The sequence below is a fragment of the Methylophilus sp. DMC16 genome (assembly GCF_056314045.1).
Genome location: NZ_JBQUZC010000001.1, coordinates 1,322,629 through 1,339,453 on the forward strand (window position 1 = coordinate 1,322,629; position 16,825 = coordinate 1,339,453).

Below are 16,825 nucleotides of genomic sequence, written 5' to 3' on the forward strand. Positions count from 1 at the left end.
ACGGGCACATTTACCAGCAAAGGCGACGTGCGTAATGGTGAAGTCTACGATAACGGTATGTATCATAACTACCAATCAGACCTGAATGCGTTCAACAACGCTGGCACCTTTGTGCAAGATGCTTCCGGTAAACAAACATCTATTGGCGTCGCTTTTAACAACACAGGTACCGTCAATGTAAAGTCAGGTTCGCTTTACATTCAGAATCTGACTAACTACGACCAACCAACCCAAGCACTCACTGGTGGACGTTATGAGGTGCAGAATAATGGCACGCTTGCAGTCAATCTCATTAATAATCTGCAAATTAACAATGCTGAGATAACATTACGTGGCGCTAATGCGAAGTTACTCAACAGCACCAATAACACCAACGCATTAAGCACCCTCGCAAAAAACAATGGCTCAATCGCTTTAATGCAAGGTGCTGCATTAAGTACTGGCGCATTCACCAATACAGGCGCTGTGTTGATTGGCAATGGTAGTAATTTTGCAAGTACAGGCGATTACACGCAAACGTCTGGTAGCACTGTTGTCAACGGCTCACTTTCTGCAAATGAAGTGAATGTTGCAGGAGGTAGTTTGTCTGGAACGGGCTGGGTCATTGGTAATGTGAGTAATTCGGGCCTCATCGGTCCTGGTGCTTCCCCAGGCACGCTCAATATCGACGGGGACTACACGCAGCTTTCTAACGGCTCACTGTTGATGGAAATCGGTGGCAACCTGCAAGGCAGTAGTTATGATTGGCTTAACATTACTGGTAATGCTACTTTGGGTGGCACCCTTAACCTGGTATTTGCGGCTAACTACCTACCGGTTTCAAACAGTATTTACAATATTCTGACTTACGGGTCATGGAGTCAGACAACTTTTAATCTTGTTACGGTGAGTGGCCTGAACTTAAACCAGTTTAGCTATAACACCATTTATAGTGACAAAGGCGTATCCATTAGTGTGTCAGTGATTCCCGTACCAGAGCCTGACAATATTGCATTGATATTTGCTGGCTTAGGCTTGATCAGCTTTATGGCAAGACGTAAAAATAGCTAATTTATATTAGTTGGCGATCCGCTCGAAAACGCCCTACCATTTAAGAGTAGGGCGTTTTTTGTATATGAATTTAAAGCAAAATGACACTGCGATTGTGTTCCCCAGCAAGCGACTCGCAAAAACATTCATCAGTCGCTGTTTAAAGGCAAACTGTCATAAGTTACACAAGGGTTTTCACCCACATTTGTGCAGTAGACAGCGTCTTAATACAACGAGATACTAATACAAATACTTGGTATGTAATTTAAGTATTTTGGCGAATGCGGATTTGATAAAGCGGCACTTTCGTAGCCTGTTGACACCGAAATTATCTACAGTCGTAAAGACTAAATTAAATAACGCTTAACGGTGAGGTCAGTACTGATTAACGAAATAAGCCGTTAAATGCCCATTTTAAACATCTAATTCAGATTAAGAGTAACTCATGCATTTTACTCAGCATCAATTCGATGGCCTTGTCTCTTCGCTATACGAAGCAGTAGAGCATCATCAATCATGGCAGCTATTTTTTCAACGGCTGAGCGATCAAGTGGGGTGCAGCATCTATGCCTTGGCTATAGATAAAAAGCATGGTGCATTGTCTTATAGCGAAGGCGCCAATTTGCCTGATGAAGGTGAGCTTGGGTATATTCAAAAATATCAGGCGATTGACCCGCGCTTACCACTGTTGCTACCGCTCCCAGTCAACACTTGGTTACATGACCACCTTTTGCTTGATGAAGCATTCGTGGCCAGCAATACGTTCTATCAGGAATTTTTGATTCCCTTAGGCATGCGTTATGTCTCCGGGATTAAAATCATTGATGATGAAGATGTCACCCTGATATTTTCTTATTTGCGGTGCCCACAGCAAGGGCCGGTACCAGACGATATCATTGCTTTCACCAACCGATTAATCCCCCACATGCAGCGCGCAGCGCGTATGGTGGTAAAAAACTTTACTTATTCCACACAGGCCTTGGTGGGCCTTGCCTTAGTCAATAAACTGCAACAGCCTGTGATGCTCACCTCCATTAATGGCGAAGTCATACACACCAATCAAGCCGCGCAGCATTTACTCCAAGCAACCGCCCTTATTTCGATTAAAGACGGCAAATTGGTGATGCCAGCAAACTGCATGCAAGCGTTTTTGCAAGAAGCAGCCATGACCGAGAAAGCCATCAAAGAAAACAGGTTCTCAGCTGAGTCTGCATACAGCTATCAAACCCTGCAACTTCACAACAACGAGCACTCAACCACCACAGAAAAACTGTATGCTTTTTACAGTGTGCTGATTCCACAATATGTGCTGGGCACCTTTGGCTTGCGTCCGCTTATGTTGCTGATGTTTTATCATCCAAATTCGGCTCCACCTACCGATGTCGCACTCTTGGCAGCGGCATTTGATTTAAGCCCGGCCGAATGCCTGATTGCAAGCTTGCTTGCTGACGGAAATCCCATTGAGGAAATTGCGACACAATTAGGGAAAAAACAAGATACGGTTAGAAAACAATTGCAATCCATCTACCAAAAAACTGCAACTAGCAGACAACCCGAATTGATGCGTCTGCTGCAACACTTACCCGCCTACTTTGAATAAATTGCAAACATGCAAAATGCCGACTTACACTTTGATCGCCTGGTTCACCTGATTTACGAGACCATTAACGACATCAGTCAATGGGATGCCGTATTTTCAGCGTTGCGAGAGGCATTGGACTGTAAAGTCGTTCATGCCGTTGCCATCGACAAGCAACACGGCACCATGTCATTTAGCACAGGCGCTAACTTACCGGCAGATGGGGAATTAAGCTATTTACAGAAGTATCAATTTATTGACCCGCGCAGTAAGTATTGGAATGTCCTGCCATCGCAGGAATGTTTTCATGACCATGAAGTGTTTGATGATGACTACGTTGCAAAGAGCGAGTTTTATCAAGCATTCTTGTTACCTTATGGCGTACGTTATCTCACTGCGCTGAAGGTAATCGAAAGTGATGCAATCTCATTTTCAATTGGATGCTTACGAGGCCCCGAACAAGGGCCTCTTTCAAAAGCATCTGTCGAATTGGCGAAGCAGCTTCTGCCCCATTTGCATAGGGCAGTCAAAATCAATGCCAGCCATTTTACTTACTCAACCCAAGCACTCATTGGCCATTCGCTTGTCAACAAAATGAAGCAGCCGGTATTGCTCACCTCAATGAGCGGCAATATCGTGCTTGCAAATCAGGCAGCCTATACTTTATCCAATATCTGCAATTTAATCTCGCTATCCGATCAACGCCTGCAATTACCAGAGCCAGCCATGACGCAATTGCTAGCTGGCTTTGCCAAGATTGAGCAACAGATCAAGCAGGGTGAATATGCGCATGGCAAAGACTATGGCTATCAGGCGCTTAGAGTCAGTGCACCGGTTGCAGCGAAAGACTCAACAAACATGCTGGTATTTTATTTGCCACTCGTGCCGCAATTGACACTTGGCGTGTTTGGCATGCGTCCGCTCATGATGCTGATTTTTTATCACCCCAATATGCCAAACGAGATGAACGACAATCTGTTACTGAGTGCGGCATTTGACTTGAGCCCGGCCGAACTTAAAATTTCCGCCATGATTGCAGACGGGTTGACAGTAGATGAGATTGCTAAAAGGTTAAACAAGAAGCCCGACACAGTTCGCAAACAACTGCAATCTATTTACGAAAAAACTGCCACCAATAATCAAATCGAGTTGATGCGCCTGTTACAACATTTACCAGACAATCGACTCTTCACCCATCTGAATTCCAGGTTTTAGAAGAGGTAAGCATGAATATCACCCAAGAACGCTATGACCAACTTGTAAACCTCGTATACGAAACCATTGAAAATAACGCTGCTTGGGATCAACTATTTGCAGCATTGCGCGAAACGCTGGAGCTTAAGGTGCTGCAAGCCTTTGCTTTTGACAAACACCACGGCATGCTCTCATTCAGTGGTGGTGCCAATGTACCGGTTGAAAGTGAATTGAGTTACCTGCAAAAGTACCACTTTATAGACCCCCGCGCTGCAGCCATCATGGCGCTCCCCCCGCTGGAGTGGGTGCATGACCATGAAATGCTAGATGATGACTTTGTCGCCACCAGTGAGTTTTTTCAGGACTTTTTGCTGCCACTGGATTTACGCTACCTCTCAGGCTGCAAAGTGGTCGAAGATGAAACGCTGTCATTCATGATTGTCGGCTTACGCAGTCAGGCACAAGGGCCGCTTGCTAAAGAAGGGGCGGCATTTTTAAGCAGGTTATTGCCACATCTTGCCCGCGCTGCCCGTATAGGTGTGAATCACTTCATTTACTCTACCCACGCATTAGTCGGGCATGCACTCGTCAACCGCTTAAGCCAACCAGTTATTTTAACCAACACCACAGGCAAAATCATACACATCAATCAGGCAGCCAAGCATCTGCTAGATTCGACCATGCTTATCGCGGTAAATGGTAATGGTCAACTTGAAATGCCCAAACAAGTCCTTAACAGTTTTCTAAAAGACTGCGCCGAGATAGAGCGCCAAATCAAACTAAACGGTATTGCAGAGGCCGCCTCGCAACAATACAAACCACTACAAATTCACTCAGCCACGCACAACCAAAACGCAGAAAAGCTCTATGCGTTTTATACGCCCTTGCTGCCAGAAAAAGTCATGGGCAGCTTTGGCCTCCGGCCACTCATCATGCTGATGTTTTATCACCCCGAATCCACCACACCGATTGACAGCAACCTGCTTGTCGCCGCTTTTGGTTTATCCCCAGCCGAATGCAAAATTGCCACGCTGCTAGCAGAAGGCTACTCAGTGCTTGAGATCGCGCAATCTCTTAATAAAAAAGAAGACACCATCCGCAAGCAGTTGCAGTCGATTTATCAGAAAACCTCGACTAACCGGCAGCCGGAACTAATCAAGCTGCTATTACATTTGCCTACCAATCCCAACAAGCTTGCAGACAATTCGTTAAATCACCTCCTCTGAAAACTGTCCATACAAAGCTTTATTCAGATACATCCTTTGTGAGGTTGCCGCAAAAGGTAGCTCAGGTCATTCCATGTTTATGGAATATCTATCTAGTAGAGAATTAAATACACTGAGTATTCAAAATTTAATTTTCTTACATCTACCCATTGAAAGGTCTCAACATGCCTGGTCTTTATTTGTATAAATCTATCAAATTCTCTTTTTCAGGATTACTGATTTCTCTCGCAGCTTTCAGCACTAATTCAAACGCAGCACTAAAAAGCTACACTACTAACGGCGTAGATTTAGTTTACAGCTCTGTCAGTGACGTGACATGGATGAAAGATGCCAACTTGTTAAAAACCATGATGGCGTCAGATAGCAGTCTGGTGAATAAAATATTATCGGCCAGCCCCAAATTAATTTTTGAATATGGGAACTCCTCTTATTATGACCCTTTGGATGGTTTTGCCAAACTTGGCTACAAAGTCACAACAAGTGACTTTAAGGCGGATGGTCAGGCAACATGGTTTGGTGCCAATTTATTTATCAACTATCTCAACACCATTAACTATGCTGGTACAAATAACTGGCAGCTACCTACATTTTCAAATAAATGGTTGACTGGACAAGGTCCAAACTATCCCGTTCATAATGAACCATCGAACGGGACTGCAAAGGGAGATGAGTTTATCGAGCTTTTCTACAGTGAGTTAAACAGTACACCAGCATACTCAAAAGGTGAATCCCCAAGTTTTGATCCTCCAAACCCCAATGCAGGTTTTAACAACTCAAATAATATTTTTACTCTCGCCCAACAAAGCAGCTCATTCTGGAGTGGTACTGAATCACCAGCACCTGAATTCTATTGCAATAATGGCGATAACTGCTTAGCTAAAGCATTTACTGATGATGGTGGTTCTTTCGCTATGTTAAAACAAAATTTCTCTTATGTTTGGGCAAACACACAAGGTCAAATCTCCGCTGTACCCGCCCCCGCTGCTGCATGGCTGTTTGCTACTGGCCTACCTATCGTAGCGGCCGCCACTCGTCGCAAAAAACAAAGCGTTTAACTCTATTAAAGCCAGACTTGTTCTGGCTTTTTGTTTTCAACCGATCTATTCCATGTTTATGGAATAGACATTCGTCATGACCTGCATAAAACTACTAGAAAATTTATTAGAAATAACATCATGCTTGCAAGACTTTTTAAAGCCCCGCGCCAATCAATATCAAGTGCAATCACGACTGCATTCCTTTGTACACTGCTAACAGCCTGTAGTTCAACACCATATGTTGGACAACAATCGAATATGGGTAAAGCAACTTTTTTTGTTGCTTTATATTTTTTCAGTAATCAAACAACTCAAAAAAAGAAATCAATAAGTTGCTTTCATCTAATTTAGAAACTAATATGTTTCTTAAATTTAAAAAGGAAGCATATATGTTGACAAATTTGGGCTCGCTACTCGAACAGATCAAACAACGACGTTTATCGCTGCACCTTAAACAGAATGACATGATGTTACGCGTAGGCGTTTCTCGTCAGCAGTATCAAAGACTGGAATCTAAAGGGAACCCACGGCTGGATACTCTGGCGTTGATAGCAAAGGGCTTGCATTGCGAGCTGGTGCTGGTCCCCAAAGAAAAACTCAACGCTGTGTTAGCAGTGCTAGAACAGGAGGATTCAGCCTCAAACCAGACGCATGCAGTCACATCGACAAAAACAGAGGCCAATAAAAATCTTTCAGACAATCCATGGCAGGGTTTGCTTGGGGATGAAGCATGAGCATAGACCATGGAGATGAAGTCAATCTTCTCACGCTCCGCTTGCATGGCAGGCTGGTGGGTTATTTGGCTGGCAATCAAAGTGGTAGAAATGTGTTGAGTTTTAGCGAGGAATTTAAGCTGGATGCCAATCGCCCGACATTCAGTTTGACGACGCATCCAGCTTTTCCTCGTGCTGATACATTAATGGCGGAACACTGGATCAGACACCAAAGGCTACATCCTGTACTGTCTAATTTATTGCCAGAAGGTGCCCTCAGAGCGTTAATCGCACAAGGGCTAAAAGTGCATATCGACAACGAGTTTCATCTTCTCGCTTACCTTGGCGCGGACCTGCCGGGTGCCTTGGTGGCTGAACCAATGGAACCAGAGGATGTACCAGCACATATTCTTAGCGCGCATGGTAAAGCGCGAGCCATCAAATTTGACAAAATGTCATCAGAAAATAAATTCTCTCTGGCTGGCGTGCAGATGAAGTTTTCCATGAAGGAAAAAGACGGTCGCTACAACCTCTCCAACGGGGGGGTGTTGGGTGATTGGATTGTAAAAACACCTTCTACCAAACATAAAAATGTACCAGTGAACGAATATACCGCCATGAAGCTTGCGGCATTGGCTGGCATAGAAATACCCGAAATCAAACTGGTGGAATTAGACAAGCTGGATCAGCTTCCACAGATCAATTTGCCAGATGAAAAACTAGCCTTCGCAATCAAGCGATTTGATCGCAATAATAATTTTAGAATCCATATGGAAGATTTTGCGCAGGTATTGGTGAAGTACCCGCATGAAAAATACAACTCGGCAAATTATGAGCAAATAGGCAACATTATTTACACGTTTTCTGGTGATGGTTTAGCTGATGCGCAGCAGTTTGCCAGGCGATTGTTGGTCAATATCCTGCTAGCTAATGGCGATGCACACCTCAAGAATTGGAGTTTAATTTATGCTGATAAAATTACGCCAAGACTTTCACCAGCTTATGATATTGTGACCACGAGCGTATATATCGATGGTGAAAAGCATTTCGCACTGAATTTAGGCAAAACAAAAGACTGGTATGACGTTTCACCGGCAAACTTTCAGCATTGGGCAGAACATGCCGGAATCCCGTGGAGAGCCATTAAACCCCATCTGGATGATGTCATGGATAAAGCAAGGAATCTTTGGCCAGGTGAACTCAAGAACCTTCCAATGAATGAGGCACATAAACTAACACTGACAAACCATTGGCGAAATTTGCAGGATGACTTTCGAATCATATAATTGAAAGGTGACTTGAAGTGTTTGCATTTGAATTCAATAGGTACAGATTTTTCTCCTGAATCTGATGTGGGGGTTTTTTCATATTTAAAGTCATAGAGATGCTCAAAGATTGAATCTCACAAGTGCTTATCGCTATAATCAATTAAAAATATAAAAGCGATATTGTTTTGACTAAGACTGCCTTAAATAAGCTTTACTGGCTAACTGGTTGCGGATTGTGTTTACAGTCCGATTTTGCTTTATCTGAAAACATTGAACTCCCTCCTATTAGCATCACCGCACAAAAACGCATTCAGCCCGTAGATGAAGCGCCCATCGCGGTTACTGTCATTAATCAGGAAGCATTAAATCAACGGCACGCAAAAACCTTGTCAGAAACCCAAGGTTTGGCACCTGGCGTTTCGGTGATTCAAAATGGGCTCACTAAAGCAATTTCTATTCGTGGGATTGGCGGAGGAGGTAGAAATATTGGATTCGATACGCGCACAGGCGTTTATATCGATGGCGTATATGCTGGCCAGGCACCTGCGTTAGAGTATCCCATTTTTGAGATTGAGCAAATCGAAATTTTAAGAGGCCCGCAGGGCTTTTTGTTTGGGCGCAACACAGATGCAGGTGCGGTAAACATTACAACCAAGCCACCTTCCGAGTTTTTTGATGGATATGTGAGGTCCGGGATTGGCAACCTGAATTATTTTGAAAATGCCATGATGGTTACAGGGCCAATCAGGCAGGATGTGTTAGGCAAAATCACCTTAAGTTCTGAAACGCGTGATGGTTTTATTGAAAATACAGCCACAGGCAATGAATTAAAGAATATCAATCGTTTTGCGTCTAGAGGTCAGCTTAGATACCTAGCGACCGAGCAATTAACCATAGATGTAAGTGCTGATTACGCTAATATCCATCACACTGATTTTTTACCTCAAGCGACGTCCGGGTTGTTTGACGCGCCTTTATCAAGGGTTGATAAAAATAAAGTGAGTGTAAACAATCAACCATTCGCTAAAAACGAAATATTCGGTGGCGCACTTAAGGCCGAATATTTAATGGATAGAGGCCATACGCTGACTTCTATCAGTGCCATGCGCCATACAAAGAACCTTCAGCGACTGGATAACGATTACAGTACAGTCGATTTGATTCATACCGACTTTGCAGATGAGTTTACTCAAACATCTCAAGAAGTACGTATTAACTCGCCGCAGAATCAAAGCATTAGATATTTGTTTGGCATTTATGGTGAACATGAAGCTGCAAAAACGCATAGAATGGCATTTTTTGGGCAAGACACTTCCACCCTCGTTCAACTACCTGGCATAGGCCTTGTGCCATTTGATGCGGCTTTTGGAATTGCACCAAATGCCCGAGCACCTCATGTAGGCAAAGTGACAACTGACGCAATTGCACTATTTGGCTCACTTGATGCGGATATTAGCCAGTCAGTCACACTGAATCTGGGAGGACGCTATAACAGCGAACATAAACAATTAGGATTTAATAGCGATGGCACGCAAAGTGGTGCACTAAATCTGGCTACCTTAAATAACTACAAAGACCACAGGCGAGATGATTTTTTCTCGCCAACGATTGGTGCAACCATTGCTCTATCCAATCATTTAAAAGCTTATACAAAATATGCTAGAGGCTTTAAAAGCGGTGGCTGGAATGTTGACTTTTTATCTACGGCACAAGTGAATGATGGCTTTAGATTTGATAAAGAAACCGTTGATAGTGTTGAAGTTGGTCTGAAAGGTCAATCTGAAGATCACCGCTGGCAGTATGATGCCACTCTTTTTCAGCAGCGTTATCATGACTTTCAGGTGTTTCAATTTGCGGACTTAGGCACAGGCCAAACTGTTTTGCAATTGAGAAATGCAGCTCAAGCTGAAACACGCGGTTTTGAGTCAAGCTTTAGGGGATTAATTGGATCAAGCTGGCATCTATCAGGAACATTTAGCTTTCTAGATGCTCGTTTTACTGATTTCCCAAGCGGATCAAACGCAGGAAATGCAGCAGGTCAAAGATTGCCTGACGCCCCAAGATTTAGCGCAAGGGCAGCAGTTGATTACACATTGAACGCCCCTTCACTGAATGGGAAGTTTAATTTTTTTATTGAAGATGCCTACCAGACTAAAACATATAGTGGTTTAAGTAACGATCAGGAGACCAGCGAGTTGGAAAGCCGACATCTCATTAACGCCCAAGTTAAATTCATAACTAATGACCGTCATTGGGAACTCGGTCTTTGGGCACGTAACCTTTTTGACAATCATTATGCCAAAACCAAAGGCAGAGACTTCTTTGGCAACCGTATTGCATTTTACGGGGATCCAAGGTTTTTTGGCGCCACCGGACAATATAACTTCTAGTAAAACAAAAAACGATTGTATTTAAAGACGCCATTTTTAAATTAAGCCTCTTCGTTTTTAAAATGTCTGCGCACATACCAGGCAAAGAAGATCAATCCGAGGGCAGCAATCACATAATGCGACTCATGGAAGTACACCTTCAGGTCTTCCCAATGCTCGCCGGCCTTCATACCCACGTAGCCCAGCACAAAACACCAGATCAGTGAGCCGACAAAGGTGTAAGCCACAAACCGCGTCATGTTCATGCGCGCCACCCCTGCCGGGAAAGCGATAAATGTGCGCACGGCAGGCAACAGGCGGGCAATAAAAATAATGATTTCACCATGATCTGCAAACCAGCGGTCCGCCATGTCGAGGTCTTTTTTGCTGATCAGCACATATTTACCGAACTTCTCCACCAGAGGACGACCGCCGTACATGCCGAGGTAATAAGCAGGGATCGAGCCGACGACGCAACCGACAGCGCCTGCCAGCGCAATACCCCACAGCGTTAAATCGCCTTTGCTGACCAGGAATCCGGCAAACGGCATGATGATTTCAGAAGGCAAAGGAATACAGGCGGATTCAATCGCCATCAGCAACACAATGCCGCCATAGCCCATGCTGGCAATCACGGCAATAATCCAGCCCGCCACGGCAGCCACTAATTTTTCTAACATTACATAAATTCCTTCAAAAGGGTTTTCACTAATTCTACACGGTGATTGAGGTTGCCTAGCTGCACCGTGACACGTAATTTATCTGGCCCATTCATGCGGCAGCGCTTGTCGCGTTGCAGCAGATTGATCAGCTTGAGCGGATCGAGGTCGGCTTTGACATTAAACTGCAACTGAATGGCTGCGTCAGAGGCGTCGATTTTAATAATGCCCAAGGCTTTGGCGGCGATGCGCAAACGGTGGCAGGCAATCAGCGCCTCGCCGGGCTCAGGCAACAGGCCAAAACGGTCGATCAGTTCTTCCTGCATGGCATCCAGCGCGTCGTCGTCGTCGCAGTTGGCCAGGCGTTTATAAATCACCAGCCGCTCGTGCACGTCAGGACAATAATTGTTGGGCAACAAGGCTGGGGTATGCAGATTGATTTCGGTGGTCACCCCCAGTGGCGCATCAAGGTCAGGCTCTTTGCCGGCCTTGAGCTGTTTAACAGCATGATTCAGCATATCGGAATACAAGTTAAAACCGATTTCCTGCATTTCACCGCTCTGGCTGTCGCCCAGCAATTCACCGGCACCGCGGATTTCAAGGTCGTGCATGGCGAGGTGAAAGCCTGCCCCCAGGTCTTCGAGCAGTTGAATCGCGTCTAGCCGTTTTTGCGCCTGCGGCGTGATATTACGGTGCGGATCGGTCAGCAGATAGGTGTAAGCCTGGTGGTGACTGCGACCCACGCGGCCACGTAACTGGTGCAATTGCGCCAGGCCAAACATATCGGCCTTGTTGATGATCATGGTGTTGGCAGTGGGCACGTCGATGCCGGTTTCGACGATGGTCGTACACAGCAACAGGTTGGCGCGTTGCTGGTAAAAGTCGCGCATGACGTGTTCCAGCTCGCGCTCGCGTAACTGGCCATGACCGATGACGATACGGGCTTCGGGCACGATTTTCTCCAGCTTTTCCTTCATGACATAGATGGTATCCACCTCGTTATGCAGAAAATACACCTGGCCGCCACGCTTGAACTCACGCATGACCGCCTCGCGGATAATGCCGTCCGAATACGGGGTATGGAAGGTTTTAATCGCCAGCCGTTTTTGTGGCGGGGTCGAAATCACTGAGAACTCGCGCAGGCCTTCCATGGCCATGCTCAAGGTACGCGGAATCGGCGTGGCGGTCAGGGTCAGCACATCCACCTCGGCACGTAGCGCTTTCATCTGTTCTTTTTGTCGCACGCCAAAACGGTGCTCTTCATCCAGAATCGCTAAACCCAGATTCTTGAATTTGACGTCTTTCTGAATCAGCCGGTGCGTGCCAATAATGATGTCTATGCTGCCATCGGCCAGTCCCTTGATGGCTTCGGCCTGCTCTTTGGCGGTGCGGAACCGGGAAATTTCGGCAACCTTGATTGGCCACTCGGCAAAGCGGTCGACAAAGTTCTGGTAATGCTGCTCGGCCAGCAAGGTGGTCGGCACCAGCACCGCCACCTGGCGGCCACCCATCACTGCGACAAAAGCGGCACGCAGCGCGACCTCTGTTTTGCCAAAGCCAACATCACCGCACACCAGGCGGTCCATGGGGCGGCCAGATTGCATGTCTTTGATGACGGCTTCGATAGCATCGAGCTGGTCTGGCGTCTCTTCAAACGGAAAGCCTTCACAAAAGGCCTCGTAATCATGCAGGCCCAAGGTAAAGGCATGGCCTTTGCGCGCAGCGCGTTGCGCATATAGGTTAAGCAACTCGGCTGCGGTATCGCGAATCTGTTTGAGGGCTTTTTTCTTGGCTTTTTCCCATTGGCCGCTACCTAGTCTGTGCAATGGTGCACTCTCGGGCGGCCCACCGGAATAGCGTGAAATCAGGAATAATTGCGATACCGGCACATACAGTTTGTCTTCGCCAAAATACTCAATCAGCAACAGCTCAGTCTCGCCCTCGCCAAAATCGATATTGACCAGGCCCTTGTAACGCCCCACCCCGTGCTGCTCATGCACCACCGGGTCATCCAGCCGCAGTTCGGACAAGTCTTTGAGCATGCCTTCGGCATTACGCGCTTTCTCCTGATTGCGGCGGCGCTGCTGGCGCACGGTGCTGGCATACAGCTCAGCCTCGGTGACCACCGCCAACGCGCCCTCGCGCGCATCCTTGTCCACCATGCCCTGATGCAAGGGTGCCACGCCGAGCATGACCGGGAAGTTGGATTGTGCAAAGCCGGCCCAGTCTTCAGCCAGTGAAAAACTCAGGCCATGATCGCTGAACAGTTGCGCAATGGTCTCGCGCCGGCCCAGACTTTCTGCGGCAATCAGCACCCGCCCGTCAAATTGCTGGATAAAGGCTTGCAGTTTGTGCAAGGGCTGCTCGGCACGTCGATCTACATCGACAGGCGGTAAAACGGTTTGTTGGGCAATTTGCTGAGTAACCAGCGCGAAGTCATGCGTGCGCTTAAAAAATTCATCGGCTTTTTGCAGCAATGTTTCCGGGCGCAAGATGGGCTTTTCTGCATCATAAGCCATCAAGCGATGCCGTGTACTGGCATCGGCCCAGAATGTTTGCGCGGCCTTATCCAGATCCCCATGCAGGCAAAGGACCGTTTGCGCGGGCAAATAATCAAATAGCGTGGCCGTGTGTTCAAAAAACAGCGGCAAATACCATTCGACCCCACCGCTGGGCGTGCCTTTACTCACATCCTTATAGATTTTGGCGCGCTGCGGGTCGCCCTCAAAGTACTCGCGAAACTGGCTGCGGAAGCGCGTAATCGCCGCTTCATCCATGGGAAACTCGCGCGCAGGCAGCATGCGGATTTCAGGCACAGGATAGACACTGCGCTGGGTGTCGATATCAAACGTGCGTATGGTTTCGATTTCGTCATCGAACAGGTCTATGCGGTAGGGGAAGGCGCTGCCCATGGGGAACAAATCCACCAGCCCGCCGCGCACGCTGAACTCGCCCGGTGCCATCACCTGGCTCACGTGGTGGTAACCCGCCTGCGCACACTGGTTGCGCAAGGCCTCTACATCCAGCCGCTGGCCTTTTTTGAGCATAAACGAGTGCGCGGCCAGGTAAGCCACCGGCGGCAGGCGCAATAATGCGGTCGCCATCGGCACAATCACCACATTGCTCTGGTTTTGGCTCAGTTGATACAAGGTTGCCAGGCGCTCAGAGATTAAATCAGGATGCGGGGAAAACACGTCATACGGCAGCGTTTCCCAGTCTGGCAGCAAATGTACGGCAATCTCTTTGCCAAAAAACGGGATTTCGTCCATCAGCCGTTGCGCTTCAAACGCACTCGCCGTTAAAACGACCAGAGGCGTGTTTGTTGCTTTTAAACCACAAGCCAGCTCGGCTAATGCCTGGCTATCCAGGCCCTGACTTTGAAAAGAAAAGCGCTGCGGATGCCCGATCACGGGGAGTGAAACTGCCATAAAAAATTAGACTCTTATTGCTCAGGTTAGATGAGTATTTGTTGGCGAATCTGCCGAGTTTGCTATTATAACTGCAAGCGTCGATCGGCTGTCATGGAATGACACCTAAGACGCCCGAGCGAATAAAATGTATGACCCCAGCACGGAGATGATAAAGATGAATGACAAACAAGCCGTCGCGCTGGAAGCTGCCAGCTACGTCAAAGACGAGATGATCGTAGGCCTGGGCACAGGATCTACCGCCAATTACTTTATTGAAGCGCTGGCGCAACGCCAGCAGCAAGGCCTGCGGGTGACCACGGTTGCCAGCTCCACCATCAGCATGATCAAGGCGCAAAGCGTTGGCTTGACCGTGCTGGGCCTGCAACAGCTCAGCCAGATAGATCTTTATGTGGACGGCGCGGATGAAATCACGCCCGACAACACCCTGCTCAAAGGCCGCGGCTATGATCTGGTCATGGAAAAACTGCTGGCCAAGGCGGCCAAACAGTTTATTGTTGTGGCAGATAAGAGCAAGCTGGTGCCTCATATTGGCCAGAACTATCCTATCCCGATTGAAGTGATGCCTTTTGCCTGGCAAGCGGCCAAGCGCAGCATTGAAGCCATCGGAGGCACGGGAGAGCTACGGCCTAATGTAGCCAAAGACGGCTTGTGCATGACCAGCCACGGCAGTCTGGTGCTGGATATGCGCTTTGAGGCTGGCCTGGATGCACATAGCCTCAACGCAGCACTGAACAATATTCCCGGCGTGGTTGAGCATGGTATTTTTGCCAAACTAGCTACAACCATCCTGATTGCAGATCAGGGCCAGATCGCAACACGGGTTTAACTGGCGGCATTTCACTGCCGCTTTGCTGGCTCATGCGTTTTCTCTCTGCCCATTTGGTTCGCGCCGCATGGTTAACGGCCCTGCTCTGCCTGGGGCTCAGTGCGTGTAGCGATAATAGTGATACAAAGCCAGCCACACGCGCCAAACCCAAGCCGGATCCTTACACCATTCGCTTTGTCACGATCAATAGCCCCAGCACCTACTTTATCGACAGCCAGAACAATTACGCCGGACTGGAATATGACCTGGCCAAACGCTTTGTCGAGTTTTTGGGGCCGCCGTATAAACTCGAATTCGTGGTGGTAGACAGCTTTTCCAAAGTGTTCCCTACCCTGCTCAAAGGCGACGCCGACATTGCCGCCGCCGACATCAGCATCACCCCTGCGCGTAAACGCCAAGTGCTGTTTGGACCGGCGTTTAACCAGGTGCAGTCCATGGTGGTGTTTAACCGCGACAAAAACAGTGAGCCGACTCATGCCAATGCGCTTTTGAATAAACGCATTGTGCTGCCCAAAAGCACCAGTTTTGTTGAACGCATGCGCGAGCTGCAGGCCAAGTATCCGGGCCTGACCTGGAAAGAATCCGACAAAATGAGCTCAGAGCAACTGATTGAAGCCGTGGCACGCAATGAGATCGACTTTACCGTGGCAGACAATCACCTGCTGGCGATCTTGCAATATAACTATCCGCAGCTGGATGCTGGCATGATGCTGGGCCAGGCCGACAAAATCGCCTGGGCGCTAAACAAACTGCATGGCGAACCGCGGCTCAAACAAGTACAGGCTTTTTTCAAGCAGATCGAAAAAAATGGCGTACTGCGCAACCTGGTTGACCGCTATCACGGCCATACCAAACGTTTAAAACCGGTCGATGTGGTTACCTTCCTCACAAAATCGCAAACCTTGCTGCCCAGGTATATCCGCCTGTTTAAAAACGCGCAAGAAATCACCGACATCGACTGGCGACTGCTGGCCGCGCTCAGCTACCAGGAATCTCACTGGGATAATTACAGCACCTCGCCCACCAATGTACGCGGGCTCATGATGCTCACCGAACAAACCTCTAACATGATGAACGTCACCGACCGGCTCGACCCCAAGCAAAGCGTGATGGCTGGCGCCAAGTTTTTTCTATGGATGAAAGACCGCATTCCCGCACGCATCCCAGAACCTGACCGTACCTTTATGACTCTGGCTGCCTATAACAACGGCGTCGGCCACCTCGAAGATGCCCGCATCATTGCCCAGCGCCTGGGCCTCAATCCCGATAGCTGGGCAGACGTCAAACGCGGCTACCAACTGCTCAACGATCCCACCCACTACGTTAACGCCAAACATGGCTACTGTAGCTGCGGCGCGCCCGTGATCTATACCGAGCTGGTCCGAAGCTATTACCAGATCATGCAAAAATACTTCCCGCCCTACGACCCTGGCGTAGACCCATACAAAATCGCAGACATAAAAATGCCCTGGTTGTTAGCCAGGGCATCATAAA

General features: G+C 47.7%; 12 protein-coding genes. 10 read left to right on the forward strand and 2 right to left on the reverse strand.

Annotated elements, in window-relative coordinates; genetic code table 11:
• From ACT53D_RS06280 to ACT53D_RS06315, 8 genes are all read left to right on the forward strand, one after another.
• On the forward strand, window positions 1–1,050 hold a 1,050-nt coding region (locus ACT53D_RS06280), incomplete at its 5' end, for a PEP-CTERM sorting domain-containing protein (protein WP_476155113.1).
• 424 nt (window positions 1,051–1,474) lie between these two features.
• Window positions 1,475–2,629: a helix-turn-helix transcriptional regulator gene (locus ACT53D_RS06285; protein WP_476155115.1), complete on the forward strand. Its 1,155-nt coding sequence runs from the start codon at window positions 1,475–1,477 to the stop codon at window positions 2,627–2,629.
• A 9-nt stretch (window positions 2,630–2,638) separates the two neighbouring features.
• Window positions 2,639–3,823 (forward strand): helix-turn-helix transcriptional regulator, encoded by a 1,185-nt coding sequence (locus ACT53D_RS06290; protein ID WP_476155117.1) that lies wholly within the window; start codon window positions 2,639–2,641, stop codon window positions 3,821–3,823.
• 11 nt (window positions 3,824–3,834) lie between these two features.
• On the forward strand, window positions 3,835–5,028 hold the full coding sequence (locus tag ACT53D_RS06295) for a helix-turn-helix transcriptional regulator (RefSeq protein WP_379077680.1): 1,194 nt from the start codon (window positions 3,835–3,837) through the stop codon (window positions 5,026–5,028).
• Between the two features lie 164 nt (window positions 5,029–5,192).
• Window positions 5,193–6,083, forward strand: a complete 891-nt coding sequence (locus ACT53D_RS06300; protein WP_476155119.1) for a VPLPA-CTERM sorting domain-containing protein — start codon at window positions 5,193–5,195, stop codon at window positions 6,081–6,083.
• A gap of 371 nt (window positions 6,084–6,454) precedes the next feature.
• Window positions 6,455–6,799, forward strand: a complete 345-nt coding sequence (locus tag ACT53D_RS06305) for a helix-turn-helix transcriptional regulator (protein ID WP_476155121.1) — start codon at window positions 6,455–6,457, stop codon at window positions 6,797–6,799.
• The gene (locus tag ACT53D_RS06310) at window positions 6,796–8,064 is read left to right on the forward strand and encodes a type II toxin-antitoxin system HipA family toxin (protein WP_476155123.1); all 1,269 of its coding nucleotides are present in this window, start codon (window positions 6,796–6,798) and stop codon (window positions 8,062–8,064) included. The genes ACT53D_RS06305 and ACT53D_RS06310 overlap by 4 nt, the downstream gene beginning before the upstream one ends.
• Window positions 8,065–8,231: 167 nt before the next feature.
• Entirely contained in the window at window positions 8,232–10,436 is a 2,205-nt protein-coding gene (locus tag ACT53D_RS06315) for a TonB-dependent receptor (protein ID WP_476155125.1), read from the forward strand.
• Between the two features lie 41 nt (window positions 10,437–10,477).
• On the opposite strand, the gene ACT53D_RS06320 is transcribed toward ACT53D_RS06315, so the two are convergent.
• Window positions 10,478–11,095 (reverse strand): DedA family protein, encoded by a 618-nt coding sequence (locus ACT53D_RS06320; RefSeq protein ID WP_379077659.1) that lies wholly within the window; start codon window positions 11,093–11,095, stop codon window positions 10,478–10,480.
• Window positions 11,095–14,502, reverse strand: coding sequence for a transcription-repair coupling factor (gene mfd, locus ACT53D_RS06325; RefSeq protein WP_476155128.1), 3,408 nt, complete (start codon window positions 14,500–14,502; stop codon window positions 11,095–11,097). Before mfd ends, ACT53D_RS06320 begins: the two co-directional genes overlap by 1 nt.
• A gap of 157 nt (window positions 14,503–14,659) precedes the next feature.
• Between mfd and rpiA the strand changes: the two genes are divergently transcribed.
• Together rpiA and mltF are read left to right on the forward strand one after the other, a co-directional pair.
• On the forward strand, window positions 14,660–15,331 hold the full coding sequence (gene rpiA, locus ACT53D_RS06330) for a ribose-5-phosphate isomerase RpiA (RefSeq protein ID WP_194747083.1): 672 nt from the start codon (window positions 14,660–14,662) through the stop codon (window positions 15,329–15,331).
• Window positions 15,332–15,363: 32 nt separating this feature from the next.
• Window positions 15,364–16,824 (forward strand): membrane-bound lytic murein transglycosylase MltF, encoded by a 1,461-nt coding sequence (gene mltF, locus ACT53D_RS06335; protein WP_476155130.1) that lies wholly within the window; start codon window positions 15,364–15,366, stop codon window positions 16,822–16,824.
• Window position 16,825: the final 1 nt, after the last annotated feature.